20 protein-coding genes are annotated in these 16,889 nt (G+C 36.0%); 9 read left to right on the top strand and 11 right to left on the bottom strand.

Annotated elements, in window-relative coordinates:
• Positions 1–4 precede the first annotated feature (4 nt).
• Positions 5–763, bottom strand: a complete 759-nt coding sequence (locus NZ923_07970; protein MCS7229951.1) for a DUF3881 family protein — start codon at positions 761–763, stop codon at positions 5–7.
• Positions 764–1,141: 378 nt separating this feature from the next.
• Between NZ923_07970 and NZ923_07965 the strand changes: the two genes are divergently transcribed.
• The 7 genes from NZ923_07965 to NZ923_07935 are packed head-to-tail and all read left to right on the top strand — an operon-like array spanning position 1,142 to position 7,659.
• Complete coding sequence (locus tag NZ923_07965; GenBank protein ID MCS7229950.1) at positions 1,142–2,287, top strand: 2-oxoacid:acceptor oxidoreductase subunit alpha; 1,146 nt, start codon at positions 1,142–1,144, stop codon at positions 2,285–2,287.
• Between the two features lie 2 nt (positions 2,288–2,289).
• Positions 2,290–2,706, top strand: coding sequence for a hypothetical protein (locus NZ923_07960; protein ID MCS7229949.1), 417 nt, complete (start codon positions 2,290–2,292; stop codon positions 2,704–2,706).
• A gap of 20 nt (positions 2,707–2,726) precedes the next feature.
• The gene (locus NZ923_07955; protein MCS7229948.1) at positions 2,727–4,073 is read left to right on the top strand and encodes a thiamine pyrophosphate-dependent enzyme; all 1,347 of its coding nucleotides are present in this window, start codon (positions 2,727–2,729) and stop codon (positions 4,071–4,073) included.
• A 22-nt stretch (positions 4,074–4,095) separates the two neighbouring features.
• The gene (locus NZ923_07950) at positions 4,096–4,878 is read left to right on the top strand and encodes a DUF72 domain-containing protein (protein MCS7229947.1); all 783 of its coding nucleotides are present in this window, start codon (positions 4,096–4,098) and stop codon (positions 4,876–4,878) included.
• A complete protein-coding gene (locus NZ923_07945; GenBank protein ID MCS7229946.1) occupies positions 4,875–5,945 on the top strand; it encodes a glycosyltransferase family 9 protein in 1,071 nt (356 codons plus the stop codon). Before NZ923_07950 ends, NZ923_07945 begins: the two co-directional genes overlap by 4 nt.
• The gene (locus NZ923_07940; protein MCS7229945.1) at positions 5,917–7,128 is read left to right on the top strand and encodes a GNAT family N-acetyltransferase; all 1,212 of its coding nucleotides are present in this window, start codon (positions 5,917–5,919) and stop codon (positions 7,126–7,128) included. The genes NZ923_07945 and NZ923_07940 overlap by 29 nt, the downstream gene beginning before the upstream one ends.
• Before the next feature lie 27 nt (positions 7,129–7,155).
• Positions 7,156–7,659 (top strand): DUF255 domain-containing protein, encoded by a 504-nt coding sequence (locus NZ923_07935; protein MCS7229944.1) that lies wholly within the window; start codon positions 7,156–7,158, stop codon positions 7,657–7,659.
• On the opposite strand, the gene NZ923_07930 is transcribed toward NZ923_07935, so the two are convergent.
• Positions 7,656–7,877, bottom strand: a complete 222-nt coding sequence (locus NZ923_07930; GenBank protein ID MCS7229943.1) for a hypothetical protein — start codon at positions 7,875–7,877, stop codon at positions 7,656–7,658. The two genes, NZ923_07935 and NZ923_07930, sit on opposite strands and share 4 nt — an antisense overlap.
• 85 nt (positions 7,878–7,962) lie before the next feature.
• Here NZ923_07930 and NZ923_07925 point away from each other — a divergent pair, with 85 nt between their 5' ends.
• Positions 7,963–8,514, top strand: coding sequence for an RNA methyltransferase (locus NZ923_07925; protein ID MCS7229942.1), 552 nt, complete (start codon positions 7,963–7,965; stop codon positions 8,512–8,514).
• Here the strand turns inward: NZ923_07925 and NZ923_07920 are convergent.
• From NZ923_07920 to NZ923_07905, 4 genes are read right to left on the bottom strand one after another with little or no spacing between them, the layout of a single operon-like run.
• A complete protein-coding gene (locus NZ923_07920; GenBank protein ID MCS7229941.1) occupies positions 8,496–9,131 on the bottom strand; it encodes an ATP-binding protein in 636 nt (211 codons plus the stop codon). The two genes, NZ923_07925 and NZ923_07920, sit on opposite strands and share 19 nt — an antisense overlap.
• Complete coding sequence (mtgA, locus tag NZ923_07915) at positions 9,109–9,837, bottom strand: monofunctional biosynthetic peptidoglycan transglycosylase (protein ID MCS7229940.1); 729 nt, start codon at positions 9,835–9,837, stop codon at positions 9,109–9,111. The genes NZ923_07920 and mtgA overlap by 23 nt, the downstream gene beginning before the upstream one ends.
• The gene (ruvX, locus tag NZ923_07910) at positions 9,834–10,307 is read right to left on the bottom strand and encodes a Holliday junction resolvase RuvX (protein ID MCS7229939.1); all 474 of its coding nucleotides are present in this window, start codon (positions 10,305–10,307) and stop codon (positions 9,834–9,836) included. Before ruvX ends, mtgA begins: the two co-directional genes overlap by 4 nt.
• On the bottom strand, positions 10,282–12,474 hold the full coding sequence (locus tag NZ923_07905; protein ID MCS7229938.1) for a bifunctional (p)ppGpp synthetase/guanosine-3',5'-bis(diphosphate) 3'-pyrophosphohydrolase: 2,193 nt from the start codon (positions 12,472–12,474) through the stop codon (positions 10,282–10,284). The genes ruvX and NZ923_07905 overlap by 26 nt, the downstream gene beginning before the upstream one ends.
• Before the next feature lie 155 nt (positions 12,475–12,629).
• Between NZ923_07905 and bshA the strand changes: the two genes are divergently transcribed.
• On the top strand, positions 12,630–13,748 hold the full coding sequence (gene bshA, locus NZ923_07900) for an N-acetyl-alpha-D-glucosaminyl L-malate synthase BshA (protein MCS7229937.1): 1,119 nt from the start codon (positions 12,630–12,632) through the stop codon (positions 13,746–13,748).
• A 3-nt stretch (positions 13,749–13,751) separates the two neighbouring features.
• Here bshA and NZ923_07895 read toward each other — a convergent pair whose 3' ends face one another.
• The 5 genes from NZ923_07895 to NZ923_07875 form a co-directional block, all read right to left on the bottom strand.
• A complete protein-coding gene (locus tag NZ923_07895) occupies positions 13,752–14,126 on the bottom strand; it encodes a hypothetical protein (protein MCS7229936.1) in 375 nt (124 codons plus the stop codon).
• A 102-nt stretch (positions 14,127–14,228) separates the two neighbouring features.
• Positions 14,229–14,777, bottom strand: a complete 549-nt coding sequence (locus NZ923_07890; GenBank protein MCS7229935.1) for a hypothetical protein — start codon at positions 14,775–14,777, stop codon at positions 14,229–14,231.
• Positions 14,764–15,312 (bottom strand): sigma-70 family RNA polymerase sigma factor, encoded by a 549-nt coding sequence (locus NZ923_07885; GenBank protein ID MCS7229934.1) that lies wholly within the window; start codon positions 15,310–15,312, stop codon positions 14,764–14,766. The genes NZ923_07890 and NZ923_07885 overlap by 14 nt, the downstream gene beginning before the upstream one ends.
• 60 nt (positions 15,313–15,372) lie before the next feature.
• Positions 15,373–16,305, bottom strand: a complete 933-nt coding sequence (locus NZ923_07880) for a hypothetical protein (protein MCS7229933.1) — start codon at positions 16,303–16,305, stop codon at positions 15,373–15,375.
• A 64-nt stretch (positions 16,306–16,369) separates the two neighbouring features.
• Positions 16,370–16,876: an HIT domain-containing protein gene (locus tag NZ923_07875; protein MCS7229932.1), complete on the bottom strand. Its 507-nt coding sequence runs from the start codon at positions 16,874–16,876 to the stop codon at positions 16,370–16,372.
• Positions 16,877–16,889 lie beyond the last annotated feature (13 nt).

The raw sequence follows: 16,889 nt of genomic DNA, 5'->3' as shown, positions 1-16,889 counted from the left end.
TTTACTATTTAGGGGTGACTTGACCCTGTAGCCACACAGTCGCAAACAATCTCTTTCCTACCTCCGGCTCTCCTTCAAGATCCGATGGATTTATCAAAACCTCAAGTTTAAATGGACTTGTATCAACATAAAGCCAATAAACTTCTTCTCCAGTCCATTCATTCTTTATCTTTTTAAAATCAATTATATCTCCAAGCAATCCATAGACTACCGGCGGTATATTTTCCATTGCTTGAATTTGCGCTGTTTGAACGAAAAAGTTAGCCATCGTTGAACCTTCTTCCAAAACATCGCTTTGAATTAATCTTCTGGGCGGAAGGATTTCACCATTATATGCAAGTCCAACTGGTATAACTTCATATTTTTCAGCCATTGGAGGAAGATACGAAGCACACTGAACAAAATTAGAAATGTAAAGTTCAACTGGCGTTCCCGTTTTCTCATCAACCCCATAAAGATAAAATTTCCATTCGTCTTCAACATCTTGATAAAGTTCACAATCTTTTAAAACAACTGAATGTTCTTTATCTCCATAAAAACATGGTGATACATCCACAATTTCCCATCCTTCGCCCATATGGGCTAAATTTACATTAAAAACGATCCCATGTCCTGCATTCAAGGTATAACCTGCAAGCTGAACCTTCTGAAAGACACCAAAAGAATCGCTGAACTCTTTATCTCCTATTGTGCTCTCAACGAGATCAACAAGATCCTTTTGTGTTTCAACTTTAAAGCCAACAGAAGAAAAAATTGAACCCATAGCAATAAACCAAATTAAATTTTAAATACATTCTTTAAAGCTTCGGAAGGAAATGCCCCTGTGCAAATGACACAAAAAAGCATAACCTTCCTTATGCTTAAATATAACAAAAAATCTTACAAAAACAACTAAGTTTAAAAACCTACTCATCGTGCTTAGTTACTTCGCTTGCGACTTCAAACATAAACTTTGCACCCTCAGTAGCCAATGCACTCTTTTAAAAGCTCGTTTACGATATTTTGATAGACTTCTTTCAGCATCCGATGAGAATTTAAATTTTTTGAAAATATAAAACTTTCCCGCTTGCTATGCGAAAATTTCGTTTTTAAAGTTTAAAGTGCTAATTTTAGTTAAACCAAAACAAAGAGAACTTTGAAAATGATAGAGTTCCTTGATGGAAACGAAGCAATCGTTAAAGGTGCAATTGACGCGGGATGTAAATTTTTTGCTGGTTATCCGATAACTCCTGCGACCCCAATTCTGCTTGGAATGATGGAAGAACTCCCCAAAGTTGGAGGCTTCGCAATTCAAGCCGAAGACGAAATTGCCTCAATTGGCTTTTGTATTGGTGCATCAATGGCAGGGAAAAAAGCAATGACAGCGACAAGTGGTCCAGGGATCTCGCTTTACAGTGAAAACATTGGACTTGCCATCATGGGGGAAACTCCACTTGTAATTGTTGATGTCCAACGCCAAGGTCCAGCAACTGGTTCAGCAACCAAAGATGGACAAGGAGATATTCAGTTTATAAGATGGGGTACATCGGGCGGTTATCCAATCATAGCAATTTCTCCAACAACGGTTGAAGAGTGTTACACTTTTACAATTTATGCTTTTAATCTCGCTGAAATTTTCCGTGTCCCCGTTTTCCTTGTTTCAAGCAAAGAGCTTTCAATGACAAGGCAAAGGATTGATTGGTCAAAAGTTGAAAAACCAGAAGTCATTGATAGAAAGTATTTACCTGAAGAGGCTGAAGAATATAAACCATATTATTTTGAAAAAATTGATGATATTCCTCTTTTCCATCCGTTTGGTGGGAAGCATATCGTCAGATATACTACATCAACTCACGACGAATATGGTAATCTTTTAACATCGCCAGAGAAAATTCAAATAATGATGGAACATCTTGACAAAAAAATTAGCGAAGAAAAAATTAAACAATACTTCCCTCACATCGCGAAATTTGATAAACAAGATGGCGCCGAAACACTTGTTATATCTTATGGAATAACAGCGAGAAGCGCAATTGAAGCTGTTGAACTCGCAAGAGAAATGGGAAACAAAGTTTCACATTTAATCATAAATCTTTTATGGCCAGTTCCAGAAAATGAAATTAAAAATGCACTTGACGGGATCAAGACGATAATCTTTCCTGAAATGAACAATGGGCAATATGTTCTTGAAATTGAAAGGATAATTGAAAAATCAAAAGTTAACATCGTGCGAATAAACCAAATGGATACGACACTTATAAATCCTCGCAAAATTTTGAACGAAATTTTAAAAAGCAATAGAAGTTAAGAATGGCGACTACACTTGAAAACCTTGAACAGAGAGTTTTAAGATTAGAAACATTCGTTTATGAAACTATTCGTGAAAAGTTTAATGATATTGACAAAAAGTTTGACGAGATTGATAAAAGATTGATCGCTCTGTATGAGAAAACCGAAAGAGATAAAACTGAAATGATTGAGAGAATTGAATCAGCTAAAACCGAAATGATTGAAAGGATTGAGTTAGCTAAAACCGAATTGAGCGAGAAGATCGGAGCGGTCAGAAATGAGATGACAGAGAGAATAGAATCGGTTAAAACTGAATTGAATGATAGAATTGACGCGGTAAGAGTTAATTTAATTAAGTGGATGGTTGGTTTATTTATTGGATTTGCGACTTTAGTTATAACTGCCATATGGGCAATTTTGAGTTTCGCAATAAAGTAAAAACAAAATTTTTTAGCAAGATGGCTGTTGTAAAAAATGTTGTATATATGAAAGAAGTTGAACTTCCTTTCTGTCCCGGTTGTGGACATTCGCAAATTTTGCCCCAGCTTGACAAGGCAATGGCAAAATTAAATCTTGACCCAAAGAAAACCGTTCTTGTAACAGATATAGGTTGCGTTGGATTATCCGATCAGTATTTCAATGTTAGTGCTTTTCATGGTCTACACGGTCGCTCAATCACATATGCTTGCGGCTTAAAGATGGCAAATCCAGAACTTACTGTAATTGTCCTAATGGGCGATGGTGGACTTGGAATTGGTGGAACACACTTCATAAATGCAGCGAGAAGAAACATTGATATAACAGTTATCATCTTCAACAATTTCAATTTTGGAATGACAGGTGGTGAACATTCAGTTACAACTCCGTTTGGCGGGAAAACAGCAACAACATACCTTGGAAACATTGAATATCCACTTGATGCTTGTTCCCTTGTTCAAGCGGTAAATGGGGGATTCGCTGCAAGAATGACAGTTTTTGATAAAAATTTATCTGATGTAATTGCAGAAGCAATAGCATTTAAAGGTTTCTCTGTCGTTGATATCTGGGAATACTGCACCGCTTACTATGTCCCACGAAATGATCTTAACAAAGAAAAAATGCTTAAACTCCTTGAAACATACGGATTTAAAACTGGCATCGTTCATAAAGTTGAACGGAAGGAATACATAGAAACATATTACGAAACATATGTAAACCAACCGGTTAAGCAAGAAACCCAAGTTTCGCTTGATACGGAATTTGAAAACAACTTAAATAAAAAAACTGGAATAATCATCGCTGGCGCAGCAGGTCAAAAAGTTAAATCAAGCGCAACTGTTTTTGGTTCATCCGCAATTTTATCAGGATTATATGCTACCCAAAAAGATGATTATCCAATCACAATAATGACAGGGCATTCCGTTTCAGAAATTATACTTGATAAAAAGGAAATAAATTACACCGGCATAGACACTCCCGATTATTTAATAATCATCGCTCCAGAAGGTCTTGCAAAAGTGAAAAAGATGATTCCAAGCATGTCGGAAAACTCAACGATTTTGGTTGATGAACAACTTGCCTCGCTTCTACCAGAAACGAAAGCAAAGATTGAAACATATCCATTCAGAAGAACAGCCAACGCTATTGATAGATTTTCAATAACTATTCTCTCACTTGCAACTTTCTTAGCAAGGACAAATTTATTCCCTGTTGAAGCATTGAAAAGAGCAGTAATCTTAACACAGAAAAAAGCGATCGCTGAAATAAATTTGAAAGCAATTAATGCAGGCGTTGACTTAGCTTTTGAAAGTGTCCCAGCAAAGTAAATAACTGAAAAGTTTTTAAAAAATGATTTTGATCGGCACATCGGGTTATAGCTTTCAAGATTGGCGCGGAAGTTTTTATCCGGAAGGCATTGAAGATGGTAAAATGCTTGATTATTACAAAAACTTCTTCAAAGCGGTTGAAATAAATTCAACATATTATAGAATCCCATCTCCGACTGTTTTCTATCACCTTGATAAAAAAACGCCACCAGATTTTCATTTCATCGTTAAAGTTCATAAACAAACCACCCACGAAAGAGAAGGAAATCGCGAAGCAATGGAAGCTCTTTTAAGGGCAACTGAACCACTCATAAAAACAGAAAAATTGAAAGGCTTTCTCGCACAATTTCCATACTCATTCAAAGATACTCCAGAAAATAGAGAGTATATTCTTGAAACCAAAAAATTTGCCGATGGAATTCCCCTAATTGTGGAATTCAGGCATATAAGTTGGGTAAATGATTCAACTTATAAATTTTTATCTGAAAACGACATTCCTTATGTTTGTGTTGATGAACCGAGATTGAAAGGTTTGATTCCTCCGCAGAGCATAGCAACAAGCTCAAAAATTGGATACATTAGATTTCATGGCCGTAACGCCGAAAATTGGTGGGAGGGAGGCGTCGGTGAAAGATATGATTATCTTTATAACGAAAGCGAGCTTCGCGAATGGATTCCGAGAATAAAAGAACTCAACGAAAAAGTTGAGACACTTTATATTTTCTTCAACAACTGTCATCGCGGAAGCGCACCTAAAAATGCACAGATGTTGCAAGAAATCCTTGAAAAAGAAGGGATAAAATGAAAAAGAATCAAAAAAGAATTCTTATCATCAGACCAGATAGAGTTGGGGATGTGGTTCTCGCAACTCCATTGGTAAGAGAATTAAGAAAAACATTTCCCAATTCCTTCATTGCCGTCATGGTTCGCCCCCAAACAAAAGATGTTTTTATCAACAATCCCAACATTGATAAAATAATCGTTGACGATTTTGAAGGTGAAGACAAAGGATGGAAAGGTTTTTGGAAACAGGTTCTAAATCTAAGAAAACATAAATTTAACATCGCCCTTCATCTTCTACCGACACAGAGGCATGCGTGGATGACTTTCTTCGCAGGGATAAGGACGAGAATAAATGTCGGAATTAAACTTTACGGCATTTTAACTTTTATGAAATATGTTAGCAGAAATAAATACATTCCATTAAGACACGAAGCAGATTACTCGCTTGACCTCGGTAGAAAAATCGGAGTAAATAGCGATAACATTGAGCCAGAAATTTTTTTGACAAATGAAGAAATTGAAAAAGCTCAAAAACTTGTCCCTAAAACCGAAAGTGAAATTATAATTGGAATAAATCCATTTAGTGGCAACTCAGCTCCAAATTGGAAAATTGAAAAATATATTCAACTTATCAAGGAAATTCTAACCGAAATTCCAAAAGCAAAGATTTATGTTAATCTTCACAACAAAACGCAAACTATTGACAAATTTAGCCAGTTCAACCCAAACAAAGTTAATTTAATTTACAACCTCTCACTTCGCGAGTTAATTCTTTACATATCAAGATTTGATGTTTTGATCTCGTCAAGCACTGGTTCAATGCATATTGCATCTGCTTTGAAGGTTCCAACAATATCAATGTTTTGCCCTCTTCCCGCTTGCTCTCCAAAGTTATGGGGCCCGCTTGGAAATAAACACGAGATAATCTTACCTTCTGAAGATTATTGCAAAAACCATTGTCCCCAAGATCCACACATTTGCACATTTGGCGATGGAATTGAAGTTAAAGATGTTTTAAAATCAATCTTCAAAATTTTAAATCTAAATCAATTAAAACAAGATGAAAATTCGTCAAGCGAAATCAGTTGACATTGACGATATTGCAAGCATAATTTCAACTTCTTTTCTAATTTCCAACTATCAGGGTTTACGCGAGAGCATAATAGACAATCCGAGATACTCTTATAAAGATATAATTGTCGTTGAAGATAACAACGAGATAATCGCCTGCACGAAAATAATGCCTCTAAAAGCTTCATTCAAAGGTAAAACTATTAATGTTGCTGGAATCTCAGCTGTCGCTGTCTTGCCTGAATACAGAAAGCGCGGGGTTGCAGATATGATGCTAAAGGATGCATTAAAAAGAATGTATGAGGCAAATTATCCATTCTCTCTTCTATATCCATTTCAGCATAGATTTTATAAGAAATATGGTTGGGAATATGTTGGCTCCGCCATGCTTTATGAAGTTGAACCATCAAACATAGTTTTGTTTGACGAAAGGTTAAATGTGAGAAAAATGAAAATTTCTGAACGAGAAAAGATCAAAAAAGTTTATGCCGAAAAAATCAAATCAATAAACTTTGCCCTATTACGAAACGATTCCTTCTGGACTAGGGTTATTTTTCCAAATTTTCCCAATCCATATGTTTACGACAATCGCGAAATTGAGGGTTATGTGTCATTTGAAATGAAGAAAAACGAAAATTCACAAATTGAAATTTACATAAAAGAATTAATTGCTCTCACCCCAGAAGCATATCGTGGATTATGGGGATTTCTCGCTTCACTTTCAGAGCAAGTTTCAAAGATTAAATATCTTGCGCCTTCGGATGAACCATTCTACAACATCTTGATTGAACCAAGGGAAAAAGATTATAAACAACCATTCTTTGAATATAAATCATACGCTTCAATTTGCTCTGGTTTCATGGCAAGGATCATAAATCTGACCGAAGCACTTAAGCTAATAACAACGGCAAACGCCCCCAATGGCGAGGCAACGATAGAGATAAGCGATTCATTCTTGCCGGATAATAACTTAACCTTCAAAATCTTCGTTGAAAACTTTAATATCTATTTCCAAAAAACGCATCAACCTGCAGATATAAAATCTGACATTGGAAGTTTTACTCAAATAATTTCAGGTTTTTCAAAACCGACTTCTCTTTACCGCGTAGGAAGGATAAACGGAAATGATAAAATTTTAAGGTTTCTTGACTCTGTTTTCGCAGATTCCTTGCCTTTTATGTTTCAGTTTGATATATTTTGAAAAGTTCAAAACTAAAAAGGTGAAAAAGTGAGAATTTTGGCAATTTTACTTATCGCGATTTTTTTCACAGGGCTTACGCTCAACATTCAAGAGGAGAAGGAACTCAAATGGTATTCTTTCTCGGATGGCTTGAAAATTGCAAAATCACAAAATAAGAAGGTTTTGATAGGTGTTTACACTGATTGGTGCGAATGGTGTAAAAAAATGGATAACGAGGTTTATACAAACTCATCCGTGAAAAATTATCTTGCCTCAAAATTTATTTTGATAAAATTAAATGCTGAATCGGAAAAAAAGCATGTTTTTGAAGGTCGCGAATATAGTGAGATGGAGCTTGCTTATGTATTTGGAGTTGAGGCTTTCCCGACAACGATTTTTATTCGTGAAGATATGCAACCGATAACGGCTGTCCCAGGTTACTTTCCCGCTGAAGTATTTATGAAAATCATAACTTTTATAGGCGATGATTACTACTTGAAGATGAGTTTTGATGACTATCTTGATAAAACAGGGGGCTTGCCGAAGAATTAATCTGAGTCCATCATTTTTTCAAAAATTATGTTCAGCCCCTTTTGGCTATAGCGATCAAGATTTTTCTCAAGAAGCTTGAGCAGATCTTCACGATTAAGGTTAACTTTTTCAACTTTAGGATTTTCAAGAACGCCTGTAAATTCTATATAAAAATAACTTTCACCTTTGTTTCCGAAAATCACAAGCCGATTGTCTTTCGTTTCACCGATGAAAGTCATTCTTTAACTTTTTTGTTTTTGAGCTCTCTTTACGAGATAGATTTTAATTATTTTAACAAAAGCGGGAAAATTTAAGATTCCCGAGATGCGGAAACTTACAGCTTTTGAAATTGAAAAGAAAAGACACACACTTGAAGAACTTAAAACGATTGAGAGACATCCAATTTATGTTTTGCTTGATAACATAAGAAGCGTTTACAATGTCGGTTCAATTTTCAGAACAAGCGATGCTGCTTTGATAAAGAAACTATATTTGACAGGTTACACTCCACATCCACCGAGGAAAGATATTGAAAAAACTGCACTTGGTGCGATTGAAAGCGTTCCTTGGGAGTATCATAAAAATCCGACAGATGTGATAAGAACATTAAAACAAGAAAATGTTAAAATTGTCGCGCTTGAAATAACCGAAGAAAGCATACCATACTGGGACATCAAAGCTGATTACTTTCCTCTTTGTCTTGTAATTGGTAATGAAATAACAGGTATATCTGAAGAAGTTTTATCAATGTGCGATTTAGCGATTGAAATACCCCAATTCGGCATAAAACATTCGCTTAATGTCGCAGTTGCATATGGAATCGCAATTTATGAACTCATCAGAATTTACAGGACGACTTATTCAAGTGTGAAGTAATCCCCCGTTTCGCTTATATTTATTTTCAAAATCCCCGCTCTAACGAGATTCACAAGTATATCTGAAGCTTCTTCCTCGCTTATTTTAACAAGCTTGCTGAATTCTTTAACCGTTATCTTTCCAAAATTATCAAGATAGTTCAAAAGTCTTCTTTCCTTCTCGCCGATTGATATCCTCAAGGGTTTTTCTTCGCTTTCACTTTTCAAAAGTTTAATCATTTCATCACTTGCTATAACATTTTGAGAGCCGAGGCGGATGAAAACTTTCCCAGCATCACCATTTGAGCTTATAAGATAATGAGGTTTTTCCTCGCTTTTTTCAATTGTAACGACGATTACATCTTTTCCTTCAAGTTCAAAAATCTCTATTTTCGGTTCTATTGGTGGATAACAATGTTCCCGTGCAGCGGTAAAAATCAAATCAATCTCCTCTTTCTCGCTATTAACTCCAATGACGCTTCCGTCATCATCAATCCCAAAGATCAAAACTCCGCCGTGGGTGTTCGCAAAAGCTATCATTGCCCTTGCAATTTTCTCTGGAGATGAAACTTTTCTTTTAAACTCAACTGTCAATCCCTCGCCTTCAAACAAGATATTATTCAATTGTTCCAGATTCATTGGTTGCTCCTTCTCTTATTTTTGCCCTTGCAAGCATTCTATTTAAAATTAATTTCGTCCGCCAATTGACGAATTTCTTGTTTGAGTTTGGAGTATACTTCAGTGGGCTTGGAATTATTGAAGCAAGGCGCGCAGATTCTTCCATAGTTAAGTCGGATGCGGATTTGCCAAAATACACTCTTGAAGCATATTCAACTCCGAAAATTCCATTGCCAAGTTCAATGATGTTAAGATAAATTTCAAGAATTCTTCGCTTGGATAACTTTTGCTCCATTCTTAACGCAATCACCACTTCGGTTAATTTTCTAAATGGATTCCTTGATGTTGAAAGAAACAAATTTTTTGCGACCTGCATTGTAATTGTGCTTGCGCCCCTTGCGATCCTTCCCTGCTGAAAGTTCTTCTTGATTGACTCTTTCACTTCATACCAATCAATTCCTTGATGATCAAAGAAACTTGCATCTTCCGAAACGATCACAGCTTCAATTAAGTAAGGGGAAACTTTTGAGATAGGTATCCAAATTTGATTTATTTTATACGCTTTATTTTTTCTCTTCGCCTCGTCCATTCGTTGTTTCATAAGCGCCGTCATCTTCGGGTTCTTGTATCTCAACATATCAATCTCTCTATCAATTCTGACAAATTCGTAAATCAAATAGCCAAAGAAAAACAAAACCACACCAACAATTAGCAGCTTGATCTTCATCCCTTTTCAAGCATCTTCTCTTTGTTTTTCAAGAAATCCAAATAACCTTGCAAAATTAATGTTGAAGCGATAAGGTCATCAACTTTTTTCTCGCGTCTTTTGCTTTTTTTCATGTTCATTTCAATTTTCGTCCTTTGCGCAATTTTCGTCGTGAATCTCTCGTCCCATTTGATAACCTCAATTTTCAACCTTGACTTAAGCTTGTCAATAAATTCCAAAACTTCCCTTGTCTTATTTGAATATTTTCCATTTAAACTTACAGGGAAACCAACAACAATCAAACCAACACCATATTCAAGGCAAATTTTTTCTATTTTATCAAAAACATCAGAATTATTTTCAAAAACGAACAATCCCTGCGCAATCGTCAAAGTAGGATCGCTTATTGAGATTCCAATTCTTTTGCTCCCAAAGTCAATCCCCATTATTCTCCCGCCAACGAAATTATCTTTCTTGATACCTTGAGACACTGTAAACTCCCTGAATTCTTCTTAATTTCTCAATTAAAACATTCAAATGCTCAAGATTCTTAACCTCAACTGTTATGATCCCACGAAAGATGGAATTTTGGGTTTCCATATTCACACTTTTGATGTTAGTATTATGATACCCCGAAATCACTGTCGTGATATCTTTAAGCACACCTGGTTTATCTTCACCTTCAATTGAAATTCCAGCTGCAAAAAACATTCCTTCAATCATAGTAGACCAAACGACATCCACAAATCTATCTTCATCTATTGCTTTTAATTTTTCTACATTCACACAATTTTTGCAGTGTATTTTTATTCCTTCACCTCTCGTCACGAAGCCAATGATATCATCCCCTGGCACAGGATGGCAACACTTTGCAAATGTGTAAAGTAGATTTGAACCTGTCTCGTCAATCACTATCGCTTTTTGTGGTTTCAAAATCTCACTAATAGCAGTTTCAATTGCTTCATCTTCATGCCTTGTTGCTTCCTTGGATTTTTGTCGTTCCTCAATTTTTTTTATGATATCATTTACCTCAATTTCACCTTCTGCGATAGCGATATAAAACTTTTGGAGATTATCAAATTTAAGCTCTTTAACGATTTTTAAAAGTTCGTCTTCACTTATTCTGATTTTTCTCTTTCTAACCTTCTTTTCCCACAAATCTTTACCAACATCCGCAAGTCGTCTTTTTTCCTCATTTATCCACTTTCTTATCTGCGCTTTTGCTTTTGAGGTGACAACAAAATTCAACCAATCCATACTTAAAGCGCGATGCTTTCCAGTTATTATCTCCACTTGATCACCAGTTTTAAGCTTATAATCAAGTGGTACAATTCTTCCGTTTACCTTCGCACCAATACAGCGTAAACCAATTTCCGTATGTATTTCAAAGGCAAAATCAACGGGCGTTGCTCCTCTTGGCAAAACTTTAAGATCACCCTTTGGAGTGAAAACATAAATTTCGTCCTGATACAAGTTAAGTTTCAAATCTTCAACGAATTCTGTCACATCAGATGGATTCTCAAGAATATCGCGAACCCATTTTATCCATTGCTCAAATTGTTTATCTGTTTCAGTGATGTTTTCTTTATATTTCCAATGTGCAGCGAGACCCTTCTCGGCAATTTCATGCATAGCCCTCGTTCTTATCTGAACCTCAACCATTTTTCCACCTGGACCTATCACAGTTGTATGTATTGAGCGATACCCATTTGATTTAGGAGTAGTGATATAATCTTTGAACCTTTCAGGTATCGGCCTATAGATATTCGTTACAATCCCATAAGCAGTCCAGCAATCTGTGGTATTTTCCGTGTCAAGTATAATTCTTACAGCGAACAAATCGTAAATTTCCTCAAAAGCTATTTTTCTTCTTATCATTTTATTATAAATGCTGTAAAGATGCTTAGGGCGACCGCTTATCTCAAATTTAAAACCATGTTCAGCAAGAGCTTTCTCAATTGGTTTTGCAAATTCTTTAATATACTCTTCCCGCTGCTTTCTTGTTTGAGCTACTCGCCTTGCAATATCCTCATAAGCTTCTGGATTTAAATATTTAAATGCGAGATCCTCAAGTTCCCACTTTATTTGTGCAAGCCCAAATCTATGCGCAAGAGGAGCATATATTTCAAGTGTCTCTTTTGCAATTCTTTTCCGCTTGTGTTCGGGGAGATATTCAAGAGTTCTCATATTGTGAAGACGATCAGCAAACTTAACAAGTATCACTCTAATATCAGTTGAAAGAGCAATCAAAAGTTTACGATAGTTCTCTGCTTGAACTACATTTTTGTCCCCGCTTTCAAAAATTCCGGTAATTTTAGTAAGACCATCAACAATTTTAGCGATTTTATCTCCAAATTCTGCTTGTATATCTTCAATCGTAAAATTTGTATCCTCAACTATATCGTGAAGCAAAGCACTTGCAACAGATATATCATCAAGCGGTATCTCGCTTGCAACTATCATCGCAACTTCATAAGGATGGTTAAAATACGGTTCTCCGGAGGCGCGATAATTATCTTTGTGCGCGTTATAGCTGAACCAAAATGCGTTGGTTATAAGCTCAGTGTTGCAATTTTTAAGGTTTTTCTTACAGATCTCCAAAAGATTTTTCAACTTAACCTGATATTTATCTTGAAGGACGAGCATTTTCGTGAGCATATTTTCGTTTGCTTCAAAATTATTTAACAAAAATACATTTAAAAAGTTCACTTTTCAGATCTCAATTTAAGATATGCACTAATTCCCAAAATTGCAACTGTAAAACGCCCTTCTTAAATTTAAGCAAAACTAAATAACTCTGTATACCTGCTAAAATGAAGATTGGGATCACATGTTATCCAACTTATGGCGGTAGCGGCGTTGTTGCTACAGAACTCGGGAAAAACTTAGCAAGCAGGGGATATGAAATCCATTTCATTTGTTACGCTATACCTATAAAGTTAAACCAGTTCCTTGATAATATCTATTTTCACGAAGTTGAGCTTTATCAATACCCGCTCTTTGAATTCCCAATTTATACTGATGCGCTCGCAAGCAAAATGATTGATGTCGCAAGGTTTAACAAACTTGATATAATTCATGTCCATTACGCAATCCCACATGCAACAAGCGCAATTCTTGCAAAGATGATCTTGAACAACGAAATCAAAGTAATCACAACGCTTCACGGAACCGACATAACACTTGTAGGACTTGAACCAAGTTTTACTCCTATTGTAAAATTTGGGATTGAATCAAGCGATGGAGTAACTGCGGTTTCAAACTACCTTCGTGAAACCACCATATCAATATATAACATAAAGCGTGAGATTGAAGTCATACCAAATTTTGTTGATACGGAGATATTTAAACCGGAAAAAAATTTGCAACTCCGCAAGAAGATTGCACCAAGAGATGAAAAGATTTTAATTCATGTATCAAATTTTAGAAAAGTTAAAAGAGTTCAAGATGTTGTGAGAGTTTTTGACATAGTGCGGAAGAAAATTCCAAGCAAACTTATCTTTGTTGGAGATGGACCTGAAAGAGGTGATGTTGAAAACCTTTGCAGGCAACTGAAACTTTATGATGATGTCATATTCTTCGGTAAACAAGAAGTTCTACATGAAATTTTAAATTCAGCCGACATATTTTTACTTACGAGCCAAACGGAAAGTTTCGGGCTTTCTGCACTTGAAGCAATGAGCTGTGGTCTTCCAGTCATAGCAACAAATGTTGGTGGACTCCCAGAAGTTGTTATCCATGGTGAAACTGGATATTTGACTGAAGTCGGAGATGTAACAAAGATGGCTTTATATGCAATTGAGCTTCTTGATGACAAGAATAAATACGAGAAGTTTTCTGAGAAGGCGAGGGAAAGAGCAGTAACTCTTTTTGATAAAAATTTGATAATTCCAAAATATGAAATTTTCTACGAGAAAATCCTGAATCAATAAAAATTAAAATCTCCGCCGCATCCTTTCTCTTTGCATCTCACGCACTGCATCCATAAACTCACGCCTGAAATTCCTCTCAAAGACAATAACCTGTGCAATTTGCTGGTCGCTCAAAACTTCTTTCAGCTCCTTATAAAAATTTGATCTCATCTCATATTCTTTCTTTTCAAGTTCAATCAACTCCTGAATTGATTTATCGTATCCCTCCTTATCTCCCTTTCTCAACTTGATTTCAATATCGTTCACAATTCTTTCCCTTTCAAGTTCAATTGCTTCAATATCCTTTGAAAACTTCGTGTATCTATTCAAAAACTTAACAGATTTATGTTCATCAAGTTTTAAAATCTCAAGAAGACGCACCTTTTTAAATTCAAGCACCCTTTCCCTCCACCTCGGACCAATAAAATCCTGCGGGGAAAGCGAAGACGCAAAAAAAATTACCAAACCCAAAATAAAAGTTATCTTTCTCATCTTGAAAAGTTAAAATTTGTTTGAAATTCTCTTCAAAATCTCCTCAACATCAATATCCATATGATCATATTCTCCGTTATCAATGCTTGGAATTTGATATTTATCGTAAAGATATAGAACCGCTTGCTCTATTGTTTCAGTGTTAACATCTTTAAACTCCGATGGCTCTATCAAAACACCAGTTAATCCAAAATCTGGGATATGTGTAGAATAAAATTCATCCGAGCTAACAAACAAATTTGAAATCCCAAGCCCAAACAAAAATCCAATTATCACGATCGCAAGCGCTGGGGCAACGAAAGCTGGTTTCAGAGCGAATAATTTTGTTTCAGTTTGGCGTTGAGCAATTTTTTGTTTCACTCGGGGAAGAAACCCAGCCCAATAAAATTCAGATGGTTCCTCAATCTTATATTCGCTTAAAACAGAAACAACTTTTTTAATTTCCTCAAATTCAACTCGGCAATTTTTACATATTTGAATATGACTTGTTATCTCTTCGGATTTCAAAGATCCGACCGCATAATCAACGAGGTTATTTTTAACTTCACTGCATTTCATCTTTTATGAATTTTTGAATTTTTTTTACTGCGTGAAAATAGTTCGCTTTCAAAGTTCCAACTGGCTTTTTAAGTATCTTGGAGATTTCTTCATAATCAAGATTTTCAAAGAAACGCATCACGAAAACAGCTCTTTGCTTTGGCGGAAGTTTTTCAATCGCTTTTTCAATCAACTTTTTCTCTTCCTTATTAAGAAACTCTTGTTCAGGTGTTTCATTCAACTTTAAAAGATTAGCGATTTCGTCAATCGGGATAAATTCTCTTATTCTTCTTTTTCTTAAAATTGTGTTGCATTCATTGACGGTGATTCTATAAATCCAGGTAAACAAATTTGATTCACCTTTGAATTCGTTGAGCGAATAAAAGAGCTTGATGAAAACTTCCTGCGCAACATCATCGGCGTCTTCGTGATTAGAGAGAATCCTTCGGGCAAGAAGATAAACTTTTCTCTGATATCTTCGGACAATTTCGTCAAATGCGGATATATTTCCATTTTTAAAGTCATTTACAAGTTCTATATCAGTTTTGTTTACCATCCACGATCTCGGAATTTTTATAATAAAAAACGGGGCGGGCAAATCCCACCCCGCACTATTTTAGAACACAACATAAGGAACGCCCCAGACGGAAACTGAAATAGGCGCTGAATCATCATAAAGTGATTCTCTTGAGATCGCATGAATCATGGCATTGAATGAACCTCTGTGCATATGAACTCTCATCTCTGCTTCGTAAACTTCCTCATTCCCACTTCTTGAAACCATTGTGAAAAGCTTCCTTGCTCTATGGAAGCCAAATCTGTCAACTCCATATGTCATTGAAACCAAATCAGTATCTGGCGCTGCGCTTTGAACAGTTACGCTGATCTTAACGGTCTGAGCCGGATTGAATGATGGAACCCCGCGATGCCCAAGGAATCCGGGACGATAAAATTGATTCAATGGATCAGTGACTTCAACCACATTGTTGTTTGGCAATGTCAAAGTGATCTTTTTAATAGTTATGTTTGAGGTTTCGGTTCCACCCTGAACAAGCGAAACAGCCCAAATTCTCCATTTCCTTGCTCTTGATGTATCAGATGTTTCCTTTTTCACAACCTGAACTTTTCTCTTGAAAACTTCTTTCAGAGGTTTAGTTATAATCGTATCAGGAGTCCTGTTTCCTTGAGTGTATGTGGCTGCAATCTTCAAATCAGAATCAACCTTCCTTATGACCGTCACCACAACGAGAGTATCATTTACCTGTTCGTATTCATATTCTTTTGTCACCTTTTTAACAACGCGGCCCCACTTCAATGGATAGATCGCTCTTGGAATTGAGCCAAAATCAAAGTTCGGCGGTAAATATGTCCCATCATTCAATGCGACATCAACAGAGGCAATTAAATCGTCGTTTTCAATGATTTGCTTAATGACTTCCTTGTCCGCGTTTGAAAGCGGTGAAAGGATTTCGGAATCTCTTGTACACCCAGCAATTAAGAAAATAACTGTAAAGACAAGGGTAAGAAGTGAAAATTTTGTTTTAAGCATGGCTCTTCACCAGATTTTGTTTTACTTGCTTCACTTATTTTGATGCAAAGAATGAAACCTTGGTTTAATCAGATATTCTTGAAAGGGCATCCTTAAGTTTTTTGTAGGTATCTGTAATTAATTCCGAGATAATTTTTGTCTCGGAAATAACAGGCATAAAATTTGTATCCCCATTCCATCTTGGAACTATATGAAAATGGATGTGATCGGCAATCCCAGCACCACTTACTCTTCCCAAGTTTACTCCGACATTAAATCCGTGCGGTTTAAGAGCCAACTCAAGCGCGGAAATTCCTTTTTTAATTATCTTCATAACTTCAAGCATCTCCTCGTCTTCAAGATCGGAAAAATTCGGTGTGTGTTTATATGGAACAACCATTATATGACCAGAGTTATATGGAAACAGATTCATGATTATATAACAATGCTTGCCCCGATATAAGATAAGATTTTTTTCGTCGTCATTTTGTTTTACTTTCTCACAAAAAAGACATTCTTTTTTACTTTCGCTGTTTTCAGTTGAGAAACTCTCAATATACTTTGCTCTCCACGGAGCCCAAAGACGGTCCATATAAAACCAATTT

This window comes from Candidatus Kryptonium sp., assembly GCA_025060635.1.
Taxonomy (GTDB): domain Bacteria; phylum Bacteroidota; class Ignavibacteria; order Kryptoniales; family Kryptoniaceae; genus Kryptonium.
The sequence above is the reverse complement of the archived record's forward strand: the minus strand, read 5'-3'. Positions and strand labels throughout refer to the sequence as shown.